The organism is Devosia sp. 1635 (assembly GCF_013185955.1).
Taxonomy (GTDB): Bacteria; Pseudomonadota; Alphaproteobacteria; order Rhizobiales; family Devosiaceae; genus Devosia.
Map to the genome: position 1 here is coordinate 119,658 of NZ_JABAOM010000005.1, position 20,837 is coordinate 140,494.

18 protein-coding genes are annotated in these 20,837 nt (G+C 57.9%); 3 read left to right on the plus strand and 15 right to left on the minus strand.

The features are described 5' to 3' along the window. Window positions 1-34 precede the first annotated feature (34 nt). From HRU92_RS16785 to HRU92_RS16795, 3 genes are read left to right on the plus strand one after another with little or no spacing between them, the layout of a single operon-like run. Window positions 35-2,071 (plus strand): ATP-binding protein, encoded by a 2,037-nt coding sequence (locus HRU92_RS16785; protein WP_173088723.1) that lies wholly within the window; start codon window positions 35-37, stop codon window positions 2,069-2,071. Further along, window positions 2,071-4,425 carry a Z1 domain-containing protein gene (locus tag HRU92_RS16790; protein ID WP_173088725.1) on the plus strand — a complete coding sequence of 785 codons (2,355 nt, stop codon included), beginning with the start codon at window positions 2,071-2,073 and terminating at the stop codon, window positions 4,423-4,425. The genes HRU92_RS16785 and HRU92_RS16790 overlap by 1 nt, the downstream gene beginning before the upstream one ends. Then, window positions 4,418-5,404, plus strand: a complete 987-nt coding sequence (locus HRU92_RS16795; RefSeq protein WP_173088727.1) for a PD-(D/E)XK motif protein — start codon at window positions 4,418-4,420, stop codon at window positions 5,402-5,404. Before HRU92_RS16790 ends, HRU92_RS16795 begins: the two co-directional genes overlap by 8 nt. On the opposite strand, the gene HRU92_RS16800 is transcribed toward HRU92_RS16795, so the two are convergent. The 15 genes from HRU92_RS16800 to HRU92_RS20895 form a co-directional block, all read right to left on the minus strand. Beyond that, a complete protein-coding gene (locus HRU92_RS16800) occupies window positions 5,354-6,877 on the minus strand; it encodes a DNA cytosine methyltransferase (protein ID WP_248307212.1) in 1,524 nt (507 codons plus the stop codon). The genes HRU92_RS16795 and HRU92_RS16800 overlap by 51 nt on opposite strands. 62 nt (window positions 6,878-6,939) lie before the next feature. Further along, on the minus strand, window positions 6,940-7,419 hold the full coding sequence (gene vsr, locus HRU92_RS16805) for a DNA mismatch endonuclease Vsr (protein ID WP_282567793.1): 480 nt from the start codon (window positions 7,417-7,419) through the stop codon (window positions 6,940-6,942). A gap of 353 nt (window positions 7,420-7,772) precedes the next feature. After that, complete coding sequence (locus HRU92_RS16810; protein WP_173088733.1) at window positions 7,773-9,239, minus strand: hypothetical protein; 1,467 nt, start codon at window positions 9,237-9,239, stop codon at window positions 7,773-7,775. Window positions 9,240-9,250: 11 nt separating this feature from the next. Continuing rightward, on the minus strand, window positions 9,251-11,494 hold the full coding sequence (locus HRU92_RS16815; RefSeq protein ID WP_173088735.1) for a hypothetical protein: 2,244 nt from the start codon (window positions 11,492-11,494) through the stop codon (window positions 9,251-9,253). Beyond that, window positions 11,494-12,135 (minus strand): helix-turn-helix domain-containing protein, encoded by a 642-nt coding sequence (locus tag HRU92_RS16820; protein WP_173088737.1) that lies wholly within the window; start codon window positions 12,133-12,135, stop codon window positions 11,494-11,496. Before HRU92_RS16820 ends, HRU92_RS16815 begins: the two co-directional genes overlap by 1 nt. A 176-nt stretch (window positions 12,136-12,311) precedes the next feature. After that, on the minus strand, window positions 12,312-13,115 hold the full coding sequence (locus HRU92_RS20640; protein WP_173088864.1) for a site-specific integrase: 804 nt from the start codon (window positions 13,113-13,115) through the stop codon (window positions 12,312-12,314). Window positions 13,116-13,345: 230 nt separating this feature from the next. Then, window positions 13,346-13,600, minus strand: a complete 255-nt coding sequence (locus HRU92_RS16830) for a hypothetical protein (protein ID WP_173088739.1) — start codon at window positions 13,598-13,600, stop codon at window positions 13,346-13,348. A gap of 616 nt (window positions 13,601-14,216) precedes the next feature. After that, complete coding sequence (locus tag HRU92_RS16840; RefSeq protein ID WP_173088743.1) at window positions 14,217-14,405, minus strand: hypothetical protein; 189 nt, start codon at window positions 14,403-14,405, stop codon at window positions 14,217-14,219. A gap of 111 nt (window positions 14,406-14,516) precedes the next feature. Beyond that, entirely contained in the window at window positions 14,517-15,173 is a 657-nt protein-coding gene (locus tag HRU92_RS16845) for a hypothetical protein (RefSeq protein WP_173088745.1), read from the minus strand. Window positions 15,174-15,631: 458 nt separating this feature from the next. Further along, window positions 15,632-16,009 (minus strand): hypothetical protein, encoded by a 378-nt coding sequence (locus tag HRU92_RS16850; protein WP_173088747.1) that lies wholly within the window; start codon window positions 16,007-16,009, stop codon window positions 15,632-15,634. After that, complete coding sequence (locus tag HRU92_RS20795; RefSeq protein ID WP_173088749.1) at window positions 16,006-16,221, minus strand: helix-turn-helix domain-containing protein; 216 nt, start codon at window positions 16,219-16,221, stop codon at window positions 16,006-16,008. Before HRU92_RS20795 ends, HRU92_RS16850 begins: the two co-directional genes overlap by 4 nt. Window positions 16,222-16,254: 33 nt before the next feature. After that, a complete protein-coding gene (locus HRU92_RS16860) occupies window positions 16,255-16,758 on the minus strand; it encodes a hypothetical protein (protein ID WP_173088751.1) in 504 nt (167 codons plus the stop codon). 91 nt (window positions 16,759-16,849) lie between these two features. Then, window positions 16,850-18,076 (minus strand): site-specific integrase, encoded by a 1,227-nt coding sequence (locus tag HRU92_RS16865; protein WP_173088753.1) that lies wholly within the window; start codon window positions 18,074-18,076, stop codon window positions 16,850-16,852. A 574-nt stretch (window positions 18,077-18,650) separates the two neighbouring features. Further along, window positions 18,651-19,715 (minus strand): NAD(P)-dependent alcohol dehydrogenase, encoded by a 1,065-nt coding sequence (locus HRU92_RS16870; RefSeq protein ID WP_210259540.1) that lies wholly within the window; start codon window positions 19,713-19,715, stop codon window positions 18,651-18,653. Window positions 19,716-20,080: 365 nt separating this feature from the next. Then, window positions 20,081-20,698 carry a PRC-barrel domain-containing protein gene (locus HRU92_RS20895; protein ID WP_172122213.1) on the minus strand — a complete coding sequence of 206 codons (618 nt, stop codon included), beginning with the start codon at window positions 20,696-20,698 and terminating at the stop codon, window positions 20,081-20,083. Window positions 20,699-20,837 lie beyond the last annotated feature (139 nt).

Here is a 20,837-nt window from a genome sequence, read left to right on the forward strand (position 1 = left end):
GAGGGGGAAGCATGGCAACGCGCGGATTCGCCGCATGAAGTTCCTTATACTTAGGGCGCTCACCCACAGTGAGCTCGGCATGTTTCACGAGTATCGCCGTCAAGGCAAAGAGGGCTCGAAACAGCGCGCAGTCAATTTCGACGGAGACGTCGTCGACCGCGTGTTTCCCACCGCCTCTGACACGGACCGCATTCCGCTCGATCTGCGCTTTGACACGGACGCCGGAACAGTGACGCTGCAGCATTTCCTCACGAGACAGGGGAAGAACTGGCGACTCGAAGGCAATTGCCCGCGGGACAAGCTCTACGAATTTGTCGAACCGGGTTGTCTGTTTGTTATGGAGATCGATGCCGGGCGCCGACCGGCCGAAGGATCCTGGATAGTGCTTGCGGAAGATGATCCGGTCGCCATGATGATCCGTGCGGACGGTGCAACCGCCGGACTGACCAGGGCCGGGATGATTGCGCTTCACGACGAAGAAGGACGGCGTATCCGGGGTTTTCTGCAAAATGCGCGACCCGACATGTTCAGCGCTCCCACGACTAAGGAACACACGATGACTGATGCGCCTGAAGCTGACGCCGGCGGCAGGAGGCTTCCGCCGAGACCGCAGCGGCTCGCCGAGATCATCGCCAACACCGGGCATACGTTAGCGAGCGCCGTGGCGGACATAGTCGACAACTCGATAAGTGCCGACGGAACCGAGATTGACATTGATTTTGCTGCCCCTGACAGCGGTCACGGGCGGTGGTTAACCATCCGTGACAACGGAAAGGGCATGAGCCCGGCGGAACTGGACGAGGCAATGACGCTCGGAAGCCTCGTCGACTATGAGGGCAACAGCCTAGGCAAATTTGGATATGGACTGAAAGGTGCCTCTTGGTCGCAGGCGCGCGTGTTCACAGTGGTCACCCGCAAGCGTGGCGGTCAGGTATGCAATCTGAGCTGGGACCGCGAGAACCTGCGGGACTGGGTCGCTGGCGACGGACCGCTTGAGCCGTGGGAGCAAGAAGCCACCAACCCGGGCGAGCATGGCACGGTCGTCTTGTGGAAGGACATGAAACCTCCGGCGGCCGCACAGACCATCAGTGGTATTCCGCCTTGGTCGACTGAGATTCTGGAGCTCGGGCGTCATCTTGGACTAGTGTTTCATCGGTTCCTTGACGGTGATGCCCGCAACAGAAAGAAGGTGGCAATTCGGATAAACGGTGTTTTGGTGCTTTCCAATAATCCGATCGGTCACCCTCTGACTGTGCCCTACGATCTCAAGACAATCCGGATGGTCACACCGGACGGGGATCAACCCGTAACGGTTCAACCGTTTCTAATGCCCTCAGAAGAGGAGTTGCGGCAACACCACAAGCCGGAGGGGCCAGTTGTCACTAATGAGGTACTCGGCAGGGTCGGCCTTTACGGACGGCGCAACGAGACCCAGGGGCTGTTTATCTACCGCAATGATCGCCTGATTAGCTGGGGTGGCTGGCACCAAATCTGGCTTACTAGCGATGAGAAGACCAAACTGGCGCGCGTCATCGTTTCATTCGACACCAAGCTTGATGAGATGTTCGACATCAACATTACCAAGCGCTCGGTGAGCCTGCCATCCTATCTTCAGGAACATATCAAGAAGCTTGCCACGCCGACCCGGAACGCCAGCAAGGCCAAGTATAAGAAGCCGTCGGCCATTCCAGTCCCGACTCCAACTCCCGCACCCGCTCCCGTTACGGTGCCGGCACCAGCGCCTATTGGCGGGCTTGTTCCTGCGACCACAGGTAGCCCGATTTCTAGTGGCCCGGAGAATGGCCCCTCGGTTGCTGGCTCCCTTGAACAGCCCGAGGACAAGCCGCCAGTCAATTACCGCTCAGTAACGGCCACTAAATTCGCATGGAAGCAGGGGATCAATCTCACCGGCGGCCGCGATCTTCAGATCAGTGGGCGCATCACTCCATTAGCTTCCCTCGCCGCGCGGCTCGAAAAAGACCCGGAAGCGATGCAGGATCTCGCAGCCTTTCTCATTTTGTTGGATGAGAAAGGCCTGCAAACACCCTTGTTGGCCTCCGGAGACGACTGATGTCGCTTCTGCGCATTTTGTCGACACCGCCCTCAGCACCAGTCTGGACCAGTCGCATTGGTCCAACAGGCTGGCGTAACTGGGACCGCCTCGAGCAGCTGCTAACGGCAGGCGGCCGCTGGCAACAGCCGCAGATCGATTCCCTTTCGGCTGAATCGCTGCGAGTGGTGCGGGCACTGCGTGATCCGCTTACAAACACGGACTTTGCGGGTCGAGGCCTTGTGGTTGGCTATGTGCAAAGCGGAAAAACAGCAAACTACACAGCGGTTTCGGCGAGAGCTGCTGACGCTGGCTATCGCCTATTTATTATCCTTTCTGGCATCCATGACGCACTCCGAAATCAGACACAGGCGCGTCTGGAGCAAGAGCTCGTCGGCATAAGCGAAGATGGCAAAGTGCCTGAGGGCTGGACGCTCCTGACTTCTAAGAATGCAGACTTTGCAGGAGGCGACCCCGAAACGCTAAGCCATCCGGGCGCCTTTCTACTGGTGGTAAAGAAGAATACGCGCATTCTCGAACGACTGATTGGCTTCCTAAAAGCAGCCGGACCACAGCTGGCAGGGTTGCCGACACTAATTATCGACGACGAGGCCGATCAAGCATCCATCAACACAGGCTCCAATCGTCCAGATCCGGCGCTTGACAATGGCGAGGACGCCGAAGATCAAGAGAACGCCCCGTCACGCACTAACGCAGCAATTCGCACTCTGCTTGGGGTACTGCCTCGTGCAAGTTACGTAGCGTATACAGCTACCCCGTTCGCAAATATATTCATCAACCCCAACGCGCTGGACCGCGAGGTTGGGGAGGATCTTTTCCCGCGCGATTTCGCCCTCCAGTTACCGCGTCCGGAGGGATACACCGGAACCGAAGAACTGTTCGGCGTGTCCGCTCTGGGTCGCGACGTGCTGCGTCTTGTTGCAGAAGATGATGTCACGCTGCTTCGCCGTAGTCAGGGTAAGCGCAATGTTGGAATTGTAGCCGAACCACCGCTGGTCACCTTGCCAGCCTCGTTGTCACAGGCGTTTCTTACCTTCTGCCTCGCTGGTGCGATCCGCGATCACCGGCCCGGACTGCATGGCCAGCCGCACACGATGCTAATTCATATTAGCTCTCGCACGGATGACCAGGCTCGGATCGCCGGTGCGCTTCGCGAGCAACGTGAGCTCTGGCTGGGCGCGATCCGCCAAGGGCAGGACCCTGCTCAGATCTTCGAGCCGGTCCTAAATGCACATCTCTCCGGCGTTGAGTTGTCTGCAGCGCGAGAGGAGCTGTACATCCGTGCTGCAGATATACTCGCAGGGCTCGATGTCCTTGAGCTGAACAGCGCTGCAGGCGAGAATCTTGCCTATGACAGCAGGGTTGCACGCCATATCGTTGCGGTTGGCGGCAATCGCTTGTCACGGGGCCTAACGCTGGAAGGCCTTACCGTCTCATATTTTCTGCGCACCACCAGTATGGCGGACACTTTGCTGCAGATGGCCAGGTGGTACGGCTTCCGCACAGGTTACGCCGATCTGATCCGGATTTGGACAACGGACGGGATTGCCCACTGGTTCAGCGAACTGGCGTTGGTTGAGCAGTCGCTGCGAGATTCACTCCAGGCGCTGACGAGGGCAGGTAAACGACCGGACGAGATGGCAATCCGCCTGCGGGCGCACAGCGGACTGTTATTGACTTCTCGTAACAAGGCCGGGCTCTCGTCGGAGGTCAGGGATTCCTGGTCAGGAGAGCATCCGCAGACTGTTATGCTTCCGCTGCGGAGCCCTGATCGGCTTGCGGAAAATCGCCTGCTTGCCGAGCGACTGATATCAGCCGCCGGTCCTGGTCGGGAGACAACAGGTGGTTTGCTGTTCCGGGATATCGTGCCCGAAGTAGTTTGCGAATTCTTGAGGCTTTACCGCACCCATGATGACGTCGTGGCCTTCCGGGGACATGAGCTAGCCGACTGGGTTGAAACACGTGTCGCGACAGGCGAACTTACCGAGTGGTCTGTCTTCGTGGCCGGCTCTGAAAAAGGCGCCGACATTCGATTAGCAGGTCATCGTACCGGCGTGGTCACGCGATCACGGATCAGTCAGGAAAGCATAGGCACCCTAATCGATCCCCGCCATGAAGGTGTTGATCTTCCAGGCGGTCCTGATGGGTATCGCCGTCGCAACGGTGATTATGACGCCGGTGCAATGCGCGCCGCACGCCCGGCATCTGAAGCACTACTGCTGGTGTATCCTCTAGACCCAGGACCTCTGGGCGTGCCTGACACAGATGCGGTCATCGCAGTTGCTCTCAGCCTTCCCGTCACATCCGATGCCGTTGGGTCATCGGTCGTCAACCTTGGTGTGACGAATGGCTGAAGTGCCAGGCCCGGAAATGTGGGCGACACTTCGGTCGCATCGTCCGCTCAGTGACGGCAGTGTAGTGACCCAGCCGGTTTCTTGGGCCGGACAGCAGACGGCACTGCTCGTCGGGGTCAGCGCCGACAATGAGCTTCACCTAATGATCCCCCTAGCCGATGAGCAAGCACGTCGCGTCATCGGCGACCTCAACGGCCTAAAGGTCCGAATGCGGATTACCGACACTGGTCCTTATCTTGACCTTGTTGCCAGCCCTCAGCATGAGCGCGTGTTCTCCCCAGTTTGCCGCGAAGTGATCGAGGCGGTCCATGCGCAGGGCCGTGAGCCTTGGGCTGCGACAGACGCAGTCATCCGGCACTGGCAATCGGCCTGGCGGGCGAGCCGACAACAAATGAGCCAAACCGTTCAGATCGGCCTGGTCGGCGAGCTCATTGTGTTAAGTCGGATCATGATTCCGGCGCTTGGTGCGAGCGCAGTACTTATGTGGAGCGGCGCCGATAGCGAACGGCACGACTTCATTGCCAATGGGCTTCATCTTGAGGTCAAAACTACAAAGGGCAGCCGGCACGAGCATGAGATTTCCAGGCTCGATCAGCTTTGGAGCGAGGACGGTCAGTCGCTGCTACTCGGGTCGATACGCCTGGAATCAACGATAGGTGGTTCGCTAAGTGTTGCGACCCTGATTGACGAGACCATCGAGCACCTTCGCGCCGAGCCGGCGCTGGTTGATGATTTTCAGCGTAAGTTGCTCCGGCTGAACTGGGCCGAAGAAATGCGCCGATCGGGCGAGCTGCTGCTGTTCAATCTTCTGGACGCCGGCTTCTATCAGGTGGACAATGACTTTCCGAGGCTCCCGCACGACTTTAGCAAGCCATCCGGTGTAATTGCGGTTCGATATACGATCAGTCTGGCCAATCTTCCCGCTCTGTCACTTGGTGAGGTAAGTGACATGCTTACTGACGCTGCTGCTGCCCCGTAACTCAGCGGCGGCAAGGCTATGCGATTGCGGGGCCATGTGTAGGGCAGCCGCTTCGAGATCTGCGTAAATAATTTCGGCCAAAGCATTGGCCATCAGTGGCGGAACGGCATTGCCAATCTGACGAAAAGCAGGATTCATCGTCCCGGAGAAGCGGAAGCCGTCCGGGAATGACTGGAGCCGGGCTGCTTCACGTACAGATATAGTCCTAGCCTGGTCAGCGTCATAGTGAATGTGTGAATATGTATCCTTGCCGATATGGGCCATGAGCGTCCGAACGGGAAAGTCTGGTCGAAGCTTCCACCAGCGATTGGGGAACTTTGTCACGTCATAGGGTGGCACGATAGAGTTGTACAAAGCCTCATATGCCGTAGTTCCGGCCAGGATAGCTCGCTCTCCAGCAATACGGTCCACGATACGACGGGCTGTGGCTTGCGCTTCGGGATATTCCGCGCCCGACCGCATCTCAGCAAAGGTTTGATGGTCACGCGGCAACGCGCGAATGACATGGTCCCAAACCCCTTGGTCCGAAGCAAAACCCGGCCACTCGCGCATGATCCTGGCATATGCTGACGGTTGGCGGTCGCTCCGATACGCATAAAGGGTGTCGAAGCGGCGCGTACCCCTTTTCACAGTTCGCCCGTTCACTGCAGGCAGGTCACCCACCGCCTCCTCTGCGCTGACGGCGTGGGGAAGTTCCGGAGATCCGAGGTCGGGGGCTATATAGCCTCTGCTACCGAGGCGGTCGACGTAACGCAAGGCCACGGCACGTGTACCGGCATATCCAGACGGCAGCTCCAAATGATGCGTTGCAGCGGGAAATCGTACCCTAAGGCCAAGCTCACGGCGATAAGCCATTAAAAAAACCCGGTCTCGCATCTGCGGGACGCCGTGAAAGGCGGAATTGATCAGCGAATAGCCGGCGACATAACCAATATCTTCCAGCGCCTCGACAATCTCTTCAGCGACGTTGTGATGGGCGTAGTGAAGGATGTCGGGCACATTCTCAATGAAAACGGCGAGCGGCTGGAACGCTCGCACATATTCAAGGTAGCGCAGATAAAGATTGCCGCGGGGGTCGACACGGAAGGCTTCTGGGTGATCGGCTACCTCGCGCAGCTTCGCCCGCCCGACGCGGGCGTACGCCTGACATGGCGGCCCACCAACCAGAACGTCGATCGCCTCGTCGACCGTTCCGAGGCCAAGTTCATCGCATAGTGCTGCCGGATCAGTGAGCGTAATGTCTCGGGCATGAGCATGAGCTGCAAAACGGACTGAATCTGGATGGAAATTCAGAGCGTGGGTCAGTGCCGCATGCGGATCCATCTCCAGAGCGCCTTCGATGGAAAATCCGGCCCGCTGGAACCCAAGGCTTATGCCACCCGCACCTGAGAAAAGATCCATGACACGGGGCGGGGCCCCCGTTCTCAGGCGTTCAAGTTTTTTGTCAATTCCTGCAGCGACCTTGGTGTTCAAAAATTCTCCGCGCATCTGCTTGTCTCGACTAGGCGACGCCCTGAAGACTAGGTGACCAACCCTCAGGTTGGACCACTAGCACATTCGCGAAATCGTGCGAGTCCGGGAGGCCCTAAAGCTACCCTGAATTTTGACTGCAAGGCAGCCTCATTGCCCAGCGTGCACTCCCAAACAACAAGAACATCCCAGCCAAGCTCCTCGAGAGCCGCAATATTTTGGGCGTCGCGCTCGACCGTACGGTTGAGTTTGCCTTCCCACCACTCGGTTCGGATCTGGGGGAGGACTGATTTATTGCAACCATGGCGGTGCCAGAAGCACCCGTGAACGAAGATCACTAAGTGCCGCCCCGGCAGTACGATGTCGGGAGTCCCTGGCAGGTCGCGCCGGTGAAGCCTAAACCGATAACCGAGTCTGTGAAGCAAGCGTCGGACCCGAAGCTCCGGACGGGTATCCCGCCCCTTAATCGCTGCCATGTTTCGCCGTCGAGCTGCCGGAACATCTTGAAAATCGGGCCGCTTCGCGCTGCTTCCTCCTTTGGGCAATGCTTATCTCCTTCAATCATGAAGTGACCAGAAGCCGCTGTGCTGTGTCCAGCGGCACCGATGGTTTTAGAACAGCCGCCTCGGGTATCTAAGCGAGCGCCATGTAACAACGACCGAACAAAATTTGCGTCGAACACCGCCTACGCGCATCAACATAAAGGTGTTTGATGACCCGTGATAATGGAGATTATCCCAGCTGAATTTAACGCCTTCGCGGGGGAAAGCGCATCTTCAGGTTCTTGAGGATTACGCGGTTATCTAGGAACTTGGGGGCCGATGCGCTCATAACTAGGACGTCCGCGTCATATCATCGCTCGCAAAGAGCGGGGGGGTCACTCCGCTACCGCAATTAGCTAATGCTTCGGTTTCTTAGGGATACTGGTGACATTATCGCCGGGCCAACTATCTGGCTTCCAATCAATTACCAAGGTTCGCGGCACCGATCCGTCTTCCGACGCATCAACGATTTTCACCCGGCGCGAGTCGCCGGCATAAAGCAGCCCCAAGCCCATCTGGCCCGGGGATAGCTCGGAAAGGGTGGCAGCCTTGCTCTTCCGTACAGTGAGTGACGTGCTGCAACTGACGACGAACTGAGATCCTGTCTTTCGGCCAAGTTCAATGGAGCGTTGATGCGTCCAGCGCCCGGGCTCCTGACTGATATCGAGGACTGGCGTGAGCACCCAATCAGGTCGCGTGGCCATAACTATTTCGCCGATCGGACTTAACTGTTCCAGGTCTTCGCAGATTGCTACCATCGTGCGTCCCATGCCAGTAAGGTCCCGCACTTTGATCTCCGTGTGGGGTTCAATGTCTTCCATGTGGGGCCTGTTCTCGAACCCGTCGGCGAAGGGAATGCCGCACTCTCGCATTCGCTGATCACCCATGTTGAAGGGGTGAATCTTTCTTTGCCGAAAGAGTTCTAGACCATGGCCGTTGAGCACAACCGCCTCGTTGAACCGTAGGCCTGTGGCGCCTGCTAGTGTGGTTAAGCCGCTCCCACAGACGATCATCGCATCCGGTCTGGGGGCCGGGCGAGCCTGTAACGCGGCGGCCAGCGCATCGGCCGTTTCCTGCGGCACAACGAGTTCCGGCAGTACGATCAAGTCTGCCCCGCGATCTAGAAGCGTCACTACACTGTCAATGAGGCGTTTCTGGAGGAGGGCAACATCGCGAGGATGCGCGTCCAGATAGGGGCGCCCTCCACGCTTCTGAGTTGTGAAGTTAAGATCGTCAGCGTCTTCGGCTATCGGTGCCAACCCCACAATCTTCGGTGGCTCGCTGAGAGGGCTAAGCCTCGGCGGTACTACCTCGATCTGGATGGAATAGTGTGCTGTTGCGGGCTGAAGAACCGTCAAGTATTCGAACTGCGTCTCTAGGTTGGCACCACTGGCCCAATCGACCTCGGGGTCGCCGCGTTGTTTCGACAACCGACCCTTCGGGATGGTTCGTCGGCCGCTGTGCTCGCCATACACGCCGTTTGCAGTTCGTACTTGCTTCATTCTCGCTAGCAAAGGCGAGAGCACAATGGCCCTTCCGCCCGCGCGAGTGGGCATTGATGGATGTATATCCATAGCGACTGAATCAAGCGCACACATCACGACGAACGCTCGTTGCTCTAAATTATTCGGCGGAGCGTCACATGCGCAGCCCAGATTGCCACCGCTCAGATAGTCTTCGACCTCTTGGGGGACATCGAAAGCGTCAGCTGCAATCAAAATAGCCCTCAGCCGACCTTGTTCGCGAGCCTGCTTGCCTGGCCACGGGACAGAGATGATCGCACCGGCTTTTCCGTCAATTTGGGTCCAGAGCTTTGCAAACAACTCTCCCGGCGTCACGGTTGATCAACACCCCGCGTTACGGTTCGACCGTGTAAATCAACAGCGAGGTGCTTCTTGAGCGCCCGTATAATTTGCGCGCTCTCCTCCGGCAGAATGCGCGCAACGCGATCCATCATGCGGAGTAGATCCTCACTTTCGGCCGGGCTTCTTCTGGCCGATCTTTGGTTCAGTATCATCTCCATTAGAAGCACTGGGTCTTTTGTGCCAGTCACCACACGCTCGATCGAGGTAAGCGCGCTCGCCGACAGGGAAGCGCCTCCTCGCGATACCGCTTCCATAAGGAAGCGCTGAGCCTCTTGCGGTCGATCCAAATCCAAAAGGATCGCGGCTCGCGTTTCCAAGGCCGCGACTGAGCGACGGTTCTCGTCATCCAAGGCGTCCAGCGCGCTTAGCGCCTCCATCGGATGGCCGGATCTTCTGAGCCCTTCCGCCTGGGCCATGGCTAGTCGACGTTCTAGCGCGGCGCGGGCCCCACGCGTTTCGGCGATCTCAGGGAGGTATTGTCGTGCGCGCGTCATCGCCTCGCGGCCTCGTTCGAGATCGATTGCCATCGCAGCTTCCACGTAGAGCCCTACAATGTTGGCGACTTCGGCGCTGTCGCGCAATCGCGACCCATTTCGATAAACAGGAAGGCGCCGAATAGCTGGCTCCAACACCGAGAGTGCTTCATCAGCCTCTCCACGCGCCAGCAATTTTTCAGCCAGCAGCCGCCGCGCCCTCAATCCTTCGACCTCCCCACCCAGCGGCAGCTCTCTGCGGTTTAGGCGCTCGGAACGCTCCACCATCATGCGATAGGTGTCAATCGCTTGGCCAGATGCGCCCAGTGCGTCCTGCAGCTCCGCCACGCGCTCTAATGCCCTCAACTGTCGCCATTGAGCTAAGCTAGTCTTGTCCCGCCCATATAGGGACACCGCTTCCTCGGCGATTCCCAGGGCACCGATGAGGTCACCACGCTGTTGCATATAGTCGGATCGGCTCTGTAAAACGTATGCAAAACGAGTTCTAAAATCGCGGCCTTCTCGCTCGTGGACGATGCGAGCCAATTCAACTCCAGCATCACTAAGGAAGTCGGCTGCGTCAGGGTCCATGGCTTCGCCCAGCGCAGCGGTGCGTTCGACGCAGGCCTCTGCCAAATGGCCGAGCCAGTCCACGCGATCTTCCGGAGTGTCAAGCGCTTCCTCAAGCCAGGGCACTAGTTTTGCCACGACCTCAGACGCCGCCGAGTTCGACAGATCCTGCAGTTCTGCTAGGCGAGGGTCGTCGAAGGCCGCTCGGCGCCAGTAGCGCTGAATGGTTTCTTCATCGAAAGTCACGGGTTTAATTTTGCGCCGTGCGTCTGAGCCCGCGACGCGCCAAGCTAGAATATGCATGGCGTCAAGGAGTGAGCCGCGCTCATCCGGTTCGTCTTCAAATACGGCAAGCTTTTCTTCGAAAGCGCACCACGGGTAGTGGCGAATTTCATTGCGCCGAATATCATTGGTGAGTGGCGCACGTGGACGCTGAAGAGCTGGCGCAAGCCGATTAACAGTGTATCGTCGCGCTGACTCTACTGTGCCACGCTCTTCGACACGGGATGGGCATACAAGCATCTCTATCGGGGGCTGCTGACTTTCCCGCCGTGTCCTAACGATCGACTGGGCCACCGCAGCCGTACCCTCAATACTTTGGCGATTATACACAAGAAACAACACCAAGCTGTCTGGCAGTTGGGTGGTGCACACTCCTGCAGTATCAGCAAGTCCCGTACGGCTGTCGATTAGGATGTGAGTGTAATGGTGGCGCGCCCAGTCGAGCATGGCGTCAAGATAGGTGCGCCCTCCAAATCGCCCGTAGAAGGTAGACCAGTCCAGCCCTCCTACCTTTGCGCTGTAATGTGCGTCTTGCCGTCCGGCACCAATGAAATGCAGCACACCTTTGGATTTTCGTAGCGGAAGGTCGAGTTCCTGCACGATCCCATCCGCCTTCGCTAAGTTAGGCAAGTCGCTGGGTTCGATTGAGGTATTTGCTCGATACTGGATGTAAGACCAGATGTGGTCGACCAGACCCAGCGTCTCCAACTGCTCAGGATCTCTCAGAAACGGGTGGAAATAACGATGAAGCCCCGGCGCCTCAAGGTCCCAATCTATAGCAAGTACCCGCTCGCCGTTAGTGGCAAGGGCCCACGCCACATTGGCCATCGACATACTGCGACCATTCCCACCCTTAAACGAGTAAAAGGTTGTGACCTTGCCGCTCATTACCTTGCTGCCACCTTCAAGCGCGGCAACTCAGTCCCATCGCCTAGGTCGTTAGCCGCTTCCAGCGTGGTCAGTTGATAAATGGGTGACTTCGGCCCTGAGACCGGCACCTCGATCCCATCTGTCATCCTGTCTTCAGCCAAAAGACGACCCACAGGCGTCAAAACGTTGAAGGCGTTGCGTCCGCGTCGCTCGGTTGTGATGACTTCTGCTTGACGCAACTCTTTTAATTGGCGGCAAACATGTTCCTCTGATCGTCCAACTATGCGGCTAAGGTCTGTGTTACTCAAAGCACCACCGGCCAAAGCCCGTATCAATGACGCATAGGACGGGCGAGAAGCTAAAGCGACAGCCTCGTCACCGGCAGCGCGCTCCGCTGCGAAGCCTAGAACGTCGGCTGCCGCCGCTAACTGGCCCGCCGCAAAGCTTGTTGAGTAGTGCTCAACGCCGGCCAACGCCTCCAGGGCTCGCTTTGCGGCCTTTGCTCCGTCGCGCAGCACGGCTTGATTCGCCGTAGGAAGTGCGTCGGCTATGGTTTCGCTTAGCGCAGCCAACAAGCTATCAACCTTCCGATCAACCGTCTTGTCACTCGTTGATGCGAGGAAATCGGCAATTTCTTCGATTATGGTCCAGATACTCATAAGCTTTCCCTCACCCGCATAACTTAATGGTTAGGGGGCCCGCGTCAACCATTGCATCAACCTTTTAATGAAGCCTTAGTCCGCCAAGGACGCCCAGGTCGTATCGTGTCAACGAGGCCGCCCTTAGGGAAAGCGCTGATGACCGCCAGATAATTGCAATGCCCGAAAGGTGTAGCTCAAAGTACCCGGGCAATTGCAGGATCATGGAATAAATCCACGTGTCTTAAGTAGCGGGTCATCGAAGCATCACTGCGGTGGCCGGTGGTTTCGCGGATCTTGTGAGATGGCGCACCAGCAAGTGCGGCTGCGGTCACGAACCCAGCGCGCAACGAATGACCTGAAAACCCCGCTGGATCGTATCCAGCGTCGGAAAGCCGAGCCTTGATCACGTGGCTGACAGCTTCACCAGAGACGCCTCGAAGATGGATTTTGCCGTGCCTATCGACACCCCGGAAGATTGGTCCGTTCTCAAGTTGAGCGAACGCCACCCACTCCTTGAAGGCCGCAACGGGGCAGTGACGAGTTCGGCCCGGTGGCACGGCGATCTGGCGTCCGCGCCCTTCCTGATCCGTTTTAGAGCGTCTAACTGTCACCATCAGGCCACGGCTTGTAGTCTCGACATCTTCTACGTTGAGCGCGACCAACTCTGACCGGCGCATCGCTGTTGCGAAACCGATCAGCAACATTGCTCGATCCCGCATATCTTTTGGACGGTTGCCCAGCCGGTCAAGTATGGCGAATAGGTCATCGCGCAGCAGCGGTCGTGCCTGTTGTTGGGCAGTGCCGAGGCGGCGGCGGATGCCCCGCATCGTGGCGGATACCAATTCGCTCCCGCAAGGATTATCATGCCCGGCAACAGCATGAGCCTTCGCAATGGCTGCAATCCGCCTGCTGATTGAGGCCACTGCATGGGTAGTGGATAGGTCGGCTAGGTGACGGGCTAGGCTAGCGGAGTCGGTGGGGATACTCCCGCCCCACATCTTGAACTGGGCAAGGTCCGAGGTATAAGCGCGGCGGGTGTTCGGTGCCACTCCATCTCGTATTAGGTCGGCGACAGGCTGATCGATGATCACATCAAGTGGCGGTTTCTGCGGGTGGGCTGTGGTTGCAGTTTCTGCTGGCTGTAACTGCGGCTGGTGCCACCCTTCATTGACAAAACGAGGGTCGATAATCGGCGATTTAGAGGCTGAGGCGGTGCTACTTATCGTGCTCACGTTGGTTCACCACTCCCGGCCTGTTTCGGTAGGTGATTTGCTTCGGCCAGCTCGTCGACTGCGGAACGTTGCAGGTCAGGTTTTTCCTTTGTAGATGTCAATTGGAGTTCGTTGACATGGCCAGTTGCCAGGGTGTCGAGAGCGCTGGGCGAGCAGTTTGCAACTTCATTGATTGAGACCAGTTGGAGGTCTCCGGCCTCCCAGCAGAACTTGTTGCTGATGCGAGTGGATTGCCCACTTTCTGCAGCCATTACGCCGTTTCCCCTCGAAGGCGAAGTTCCTGCTTTCGGTAACCCTCCGCCACTCTTTGTTCTCTATTGCTGAACAAGTCGGGCTTGCTACGCAGTCGAGCAATCAATTGCTCCTCCGCATCATGTTGTGTCGTTGTGGTGCCGTCCCGATGGATGTGTTCGACCTTCACTCCACAACCCGCAAGATACCGTGCGACTAGCAGAAGCCGGTGGCATTCCAGCGGCTGTCCTTCTGAGCACATGATTGCAAGTCGGGTCCGTGGCGCGATTTCCAGCAGACGTTCAATGCCCGTGCGGAAGAACGGCGTCTGGGCCATCTCCTCGTATCTGTCCGGCCCAGATCGAGGCCGCCCCCCAAGCTGATCGCCAAGGAAGACGTAGCTAACCCCGACCCTGTTCAGCAGCACTCTTATGGCAGGGCTAGAGAAGTGAGCATATCGCGACCTTGGGTAAGAGCGAACGTCAGCGATACAACCGATGCGATGTTGCTCAAGCAAACCTTGGAATTGATCCCAAGGGAGTGTGGAATGGCCAATTGTCCAAAGCATCTTTTGAAGTCTCCTTATAATGTAAAGAATACCATGAGAGCTTATGGCAATGCAGTGTTTTCAGAGACTTAGCTCTTTTTGACGTTGGAAAATGCTCCTTTCCATTGATGCCAAGGATTGCCGCTCGCGAAGTCAGCGATGTAAGTGACCGTGATGGTTTCCGATAGCGACTGCGAATGGCCGGGCACCTTCGTCCATGCCTGTTGGGAACAGAACCAACGCCACCAATATTCAAGACCGGCGTCGATAATGTCCACGCTCGACATCTGAGCCGCAACCAACGTGGCTTGGAGCTTGCGCTTGAAGCGTTCTAGGCGCTTTGCCCCCGGCTTCACATGAACCGGGTTCTTGCCGTAGCCGTTACCATGCTAAAGGCGATAACCTAGGACGGTGACGCTCCTTCTGTGCCGCACCTTGGTATCATGAATAATAATTGCTCCGGCAGGTTGCTGAGACAGGTATTCGGCCAACGTGTTGACCCCCGTCTCAACGGCGATCTCTGTTTTTCCCCCTATGGCCAAGTCGTCCACGTAGGACTGAACATGGAGGTGATCACCTAACCCAGCGCCCTTAACTGCCTCGCTCAAGAACCACCTGGCCAAGAGAGGGGACAGCACGGAGCCCGGGACTAAACCCTGCCGGAGTGCTTGCGCGGTTATGGACCGTATGGACATCACATCCATAGGAGAGTGAGGGTCTACCAAGTCAGGGTACTTGCTCCTGATCGCATCCTTGATCCGATTGATCTCAGCTACGGGGAACTTGACCTTGATCGAGGTCTCCTCGTTCAGGAACGCCACATTGCAAATCACCCTGTCATTGATCGGCAGTTCCTGCAGGTGTCCCGGACGAATGGACAGGTAGAAGTTGGTAGCGTCCGGCGTGGCCCAGAACTTGAAGCCCTGCGCCATTCTGTTGGTGATCCCGCGAATGTACTCGCGCTCACCGCCCCCGCCAGTTCTGGCAAGGTCAATGTCACTATCGACGCCCAGCGCGGTTAGCACGTCCCGCACCATTAGGCTCATTGCTGTTCGCCTAACCCCGGGGATGCACAGCAGTCGCGGCTTGCCCGAACCATCCGCTATCCAACGTCCTGTTACCGGCTCTGTACAAGGTGCCCAACAGTCGATGCGCTCGGCCACTCGTTCGAGCCGGATGAGGTCGCGGTGATACCCCCGCCTTGTGTCAGCTCGGAGTAATGCAAGCACACGCCCCGCCAAAGATGTGATGGTGAGTGACACGAGATGACTCTTGGAGCGCGTACGGCTGAGACGTCGAAGGATATCCAGATATTGACGCTTGTAGCGATTGAGGGTTGTGATCTGGGCTTTGCATGTCGCGGCCCCACCCCGGCTAGTGAGACCATAGAGCTTAATTGCTTCATCTATCTGCCTGCTTGTGCAGCGGACGCTGCTGGTCAATCTGGCTGGAGCAAATGTTAGCGGGGTCATTGGCCGGTCCGTGCAATTAATTGCAATTTGATTTAGGCTTTAAGCAATGTGGGCTCGGCGTCGGGCTGCATTGCCGGCGCTTCTAGAGCATTCATCTCAGCAATGAGCCATTCGCCGAGAGAACCTCCGCCGAGCTTCACATTACTTTGCAGTACGTACTTCGGATAACTTTCCTCGAAGATGTCCGAGGTGCACATTGTTTCAATTCGGATATCGAAACGCTGTTGCCGCATGGCCTCTACGTATTCTGGCCAATTGGGAGCGGGGTGGGTCACGACGCTACAGCCGTTTACTCCAGACCGTATTAGCTGAAGTAACGCCCATGCCACCCGATCATGAACTTCGGTCATCAAGCCCCCCGAAGCTCGGGCGACGAAGTGAAGCTTTCCATTAAAGGCTGGCTGGGTCATGCCAACACCTCAGACGTGGAGTTCCGCTTACGGCGGGCCAACCATTCATGAAGGTCTGGCGAATGGTAGAGAACAACCTTGAGGCCCGACTTCACGTATGGGGGGCCATCGCCGCGTAGCCTCATCTTTGCCAAAGTGGACGTCGAAAGACGCAAAAAGTCAGCGGCTTCTGAAGGGCGCAAGTAGTCTTCTTGGGTCATCTTGGTACTCATCGAGTGCTTACGATGGACCGACGTTCCCACGTTTTAGTCGCCTGCAGAATGTACGTGATGAAGCCCTTTAGTGGCATTGACAGCGGAACGGGCAAGGCTACGCCAACCAGCATAGTACCGGAGAGCCTCTGACTTACTGTCCAAGGCCTTCAGCACGACGTAATACGATTTCTTGACGGCATCCTCACCGGCGAAGAAGGGGGATTTGGAGAGAGCCTCGCTTACGGCGTAGCAGGCGTCAGGCACGTTGTAGCCTTTCTCCAATCTCTCACGCACAAGAAGGTGACGTACTAGGTGCTTCTTTCGGCTGAAGGTCTCGTTTGCCTCGCTAGAGTGCGGACCTTTCTTTTCCGTTACGGCGCCTGCTGCAATCCTTTGCACAGCCAGCTGGTGAGACGCCTCTATGACCCACAGTGGCACCCCAATAATGGTGTTAGGGCCAAGCTGGTCGTCTTCACCCTTGGTAGTGGGCTCCGTTGTCGTGATCTGCAGCGATAGTTCCCTGCACAGCGCAATTGCGTCGCGGAGTGCGTCCACCACTCCCGCTTCATAAAATGCCCGATATGCTTGTAGCCGCTCCCCTGGCCTGAACCACAAGCGAGCGACTAGAACGTATTCTGGAGGGAATTCAGCTACCATTTTCCGTCGCAACCGCCGACCGCCAGGCCGACTGTATGACCACTGCCGCTGCTTGCGAAGCCCGGCGTTGCGCGTCATCGACAAGGTGGGCGTAAATCTGCGTTGTTCGCAGGTCCTTGTGGCCAAGCAGCGAGCCGATTACTAAGAGGCTATGTCCACTGCTGGCCAGCGTAGTAGCAAATGAATGCCGCAGGTCGTGGATACGGACGTCGTTCAAATCAGCGGCGGCGCGGATTGTAACCCAACCCTTCTGTAACGCTGTGAAGTGCCCTGTCCCAGAAGTGGCTGGGAAAACATACGGGTTTCCGGCGATCCGCCGCCGCGCACCGAGAAGGTCAAGCGCCGCCTGGTTCAGTGGCAGCTTTCTAGGGCCAGTTTTGCTGTCCAATAGACGCAGAGAACCAGTCTCGAAATCTACCTCGGACCATCGAAGTTTTACTATTTCACTCTTCCTGCAACCAGTCAAAGCAAGCAACTTGATTATTGTCACAGCCGATTGGTTCAGGCTCATGCCTTCGGGCGCACCCAGCACTCTGCCGAGTCTGGCTAATTCCTCTTTAGTCAGGAATCTGTCGAGCTGCCGATCCTTCGGTTTTGTTACTCCTCTGACCGGGTTATCAGCACGAAGCTGCCGCCCAATCGCGAAGGTGAACATGGCCCCAAGTAGTCCGAGTGTTCTGGCGGCGGTGCCAGTCCCACCCCTGACCCGTGCCAAACCATGTCGGCGGGTCTTTATATCGCCGGCAGTGCGGCCTGCGATAACGTCTTTCATAAACAGCTCCACATCCGCTTTGCTGACCGAGCGAACAGGGAGATGCCCAAGAATGGGCCTTATATGACGAGCTATTCGCCGTCTATCTGTGTCAATAGTGGACTGTTTCTTGTTCCCACAGCCTTCGACTAAATAGATGTTACACAAGTCTGCAACCGAGATGTCTGCAGCAAGTTGGTGACGCTCTGTAGACGGGTCCTTCCCGTCGTTTACCTCATCTCGGAGCTTCACCGCTCGCCGGAGCGCCTTTTCAGGTGTCCAAGCGCCATGCAGCCCAATAGCGATACGCCGGGTGCGACCTGTGGCGCGGTACTGGAAAACATAAGACTTCTTTCCTGAAGGAAAGACCCGCAGTCCGAAACCGGGGAAGCCGTCATCCCAGATGATATACTCTTTGCTTTGCGCCTCAGCGGCGTCCACCGTCTTCTTGCTTAGCCTGGGCATCGAAAAACCTCCGTAATGGTGAGCGTTGCGGAAGCACCACGGAAGCATCCGAGTGGAAAGTGGCGGAACCGAAGAGATATTACCGGTAGCTCGTGCCTAGGGTAAATACCTGATTTGTCTCGTCAAATCCCTTCAGCGGCAACCAGGGGAAACGATCGCTTCACCCCTCCGAAGGCAGAGGTCACAGATTCGAATTCTGTCGGGTGCGCCAACAGTTCTTTCCCTGATCTTGATGTAGACCTCAGGGTAGAACCAGTTCTGGGACAACGCATCTCTTCATTCTCGATTGTGCCTTGCCGGAGTGTCGAAGAGCTTTTCGTCGATCTCGGACAGTTCGACGCCTGCCATCAAGCGAGCTCGTAGGCGATACTCAGATTTATGACCCGGATCTCGGCAGATGGTCGCCTGACCTCCTGTCAGGTCAATGTCCGCTGTAGAGGGTTTTTGCCGGGAACCTGGCAATTTGCGAGCGCCGGCTGGTGGATGGAGCGCGCATTTCTTTGCCCGGTTCGGCTCAGCGCCCTTGGGCTAGACGCATTTGCCGTCGGGTGCGCAGATGGGCTCCCAACGCCGCTTACGGCGTGATGGCGACCTTGAGGACGCCGTCGCGCTGATGGCTGAAGAGGTCGTAGGCCGCCACGATGTCATCGAGCCGGAAGCGGTGGGTGACGAGTGGCGTGAGGTCGGCGCGCTTGAAGGCGATGACATCCATGAGCCTGGCCATCCGCTCCTTGCCGCCGGGGCAAAGCGTAGTGACGATGCTTTGATTGCCGAGCCCAGCCGCAAAGGCATCGAGCGGTATGGTCAGATCGGTGGAATAAACCCCGAGCGAAGACAAGGTCCCGCCGGGGCGCAGGCTGCGCAGCGCCCCTTCGAAGGTTTGCTGCCGACCCAGCGCCTCGATCGCGACATCGACCCCGCGGCCATCGGTGAGCCGCATGATTTCTTCGGCGGGATTGACCTTGCTGAAGTCCACGATGTCGTCGGCACCAAGCTGGCGGGCAATCTCCTGCCGTGCCGGCACACTTTCCACCGCGATGATGCGGGTTGCTCCCATCAGCTTGGCGCCGACAGTGGCGCAAAGACCAATCGGCCCCTGGGCAAAAACGGCGACGGTGTCACCGATACGCACTTTGCCGCTTTCGGCGCCGGAAAAGCCCGTTGACATGATGTCGGGGCACATCAGCACCTGTTCGTCGCTGAGATGATCGGGAATGGGCGCCAGGTTGACCATGGCGTCGGGCACCAGCAGATATTCGGCCTGGGCGCCATCGATCGTATTGCCGAAGCGCCACCCGCCCATCGCCTTGAAACCGTGCTTGGTGTCGGGCCCATCCTGCGAAAGGCAGCCGCAAAGACAGGCCATGGAGTGGCCCGAAGGGGTGATGGCACCGGCAATCACGCGCTGGCCCTCACTGAAACCCTGCACGGCCGAACCAAGCTTTTCGATGATGCCGACCGGCTCATGGCCGATGGTCAGCCCTTTGGCGACGGGATATTCCCCCTTGAGGATGTGCACGTCCGTGCCGCAGATTGTGGTCATGGTGATGCGGATCAGGGCGTCGAGCGGGCCCACATCTGGAACGGGTTTGGACTCGAGCTCGATCCGTCCCGGCTCAACGAACACCGCCGCCTTCATTTGGGGGACCTGAGTCTTGCGCGCCGGCGCGGCGACCGTGGATGGGCTTGAGCTGGCAGCGACATCATCGTCCATGGCACTTCTCCCCTTGTGGTCTGCCAGAATAGCGTGGACGGGGGGCAGGAGCTTGATGGCCGTCAATTTTGGCGAAGGTTTCCCAGGAGCGGCCATGGATCTAGGGGCGTGCGGCAGGGGGCGTCACCCTAATGGGGCACATTGCTTGCGGGCAGTGTTTCGGCACCCAAACGGATGTTCGAGGCGCCGCTGGTTCTGCTTATCTCCGAAGAACGCAAGAAACAGACAGTCGCTACCCAAGCCCGCAAGCGCTCGACTGCTGAAGTGAACTTGACCCCAACCGGATGCGGTCACTGCGCGACATAGTCCGGCAAGAGGAGCAGATCGTCCTCTGCAAGGTCGGCCGTCAGGTTCGCTCCGGAGATGGATATGGTTCTCCACTCCACGGTGAACTGCCGGTCGGTGCCGGCACCCTGTCGATCTACGACAAGGGCTTGCACCCGACCGTCAGCGGTTATCAGCACATTGGAAATGTCGCCGAGCGCCTGGCCGGATTTGCCGAGCAATGGCCTGCCGATGAGCAGATCGGCCTCCGCCGTCAGGTCCGTTACGCGCAAGACCAGCTCGTACATATTGGACGCGGCTGCCTGCCGATCGGTATCCAACAGCAGGCGAGCGGTATCGACCTGCTTGGACAGACTGGTCGCCAGCTCCAGCGGAACATAGCCGGGTAATGACTGGTCCAGCTGCTCGAGGCTGACGTCGAACTCCTCAAGGGCGTTCCTGGCGGACCGGAGCGCGTCCTCAAGCCCGGTTTCGTCCTCGAGGTCCAGCTTGTGGGCCGCGCGCTCGAGTTGGATCCGGGCCTCCTTCATCAGCTGCTGGGCTTGACCGCCTTGTTCGGGCGGCTGCGTTTCGGTGCGGGCTTCGTCCGGCAGGGTTACCCCGTGTACTTTGGCTGAACCCACGGGCTGCGGTGCTTGCGCCCAAACGGATGAGGGCAGGCCGCAAAGCATCACGGCGAGTAGGACGGCTTGGTATTTGCGCAAGTGTGGGCCGATCTGCGTGTTAGCATGCGGTCGGGCGCCGAGCGCCGGAACGCGGCAG

Bases quoted from the DNA above. Each gene is read 5' to 3' on its own strand.
- HRU92_RS20795 (WP_173088749.1), bottom strand. From the start codon at position 16,221: ATGAGTACCAAGATGACCCAAGAAGACTACTTGCGCCCTTCAGAAGCC.
- HRU92_RS16785 (WP_173088723.1), top strand. From the start codon at position 35: ATGAAGTTCCTTATACTTAGGGCGCTCACCCACAGTGAGCTCGGCATG.
- HRU92_RS16830 (WP_173088739.1), bottom strand. From the start codon at position 13,600: ATGGCTGCAGAAAGTGGGCAATCCACTCGCATCAGCAACAAGTTCTGC.
- HRU92_RS16865 (WP_173088753.1), bottom strand. From the start codon at position 18,076: ATGCCCAGGCTAAGCAAGAAGACGGTGGACGCCGCTGAGGCGCAAAGC.
- HRU92_RS16845 (WP_173088745.1), bottom strand. From the start codon at position 15,173: ATGAGCCTAATGGTGCGGGACGTGCTAACCGCGCTGGGCGTCGATAGT.
- HRU92_RS16850 (WP_173088747.1), bottom strand. From the start codon at position 16,009: ATGACCCAGCCAGCCTTTAATGGAAAGCTTCACTTCGTCGCCCGAGCT.
- HRU92_RS16820 (WP_173088737.1), bottom strand. From the start codon at position 12,135: ATGAGTATCTGGACCATAATCGAAGAAATTGCCGATTTCCTCGCATCA.
- HRU92_RS20640 (WP_173088864.1), bottom strand. From the start codon at position 13,115: ATGTGGGGCGGGAGTATCCCCACCGACTCCGCTAGCCTAGCCCGTCAC.
- HRU92_RS16790 (WP_173088725.1), top strand. From the start codon at position 2,071: ATGTCGCTTCTGCGCATTTTGTCGACACCGCCCTCAGCACCAGTCTGG.
- HRU92_RS16795 (WP_173088727.1), top strand. From the start codon at position 4,418: ATGGCTGAAGTGCCAGGCCCGGAAATGTGGGCGACACTTCGGTCGCAT.
- HRU92_RS16815 (WP_173088735.1), bottom strand. From the start codon at position 11,494: ATGAGCGGCAAGGTCACAACCTTTTACTCGTTTAAGGGTGGGAATGGT.
- HRU92_RS16870 (WP_210259540.1), bottom strand. From the start codon at position 19,715: ATGAAGGCGGCGGTGTTCGTTGAGCCGGGACGGATCGAGCTCGAGTCC.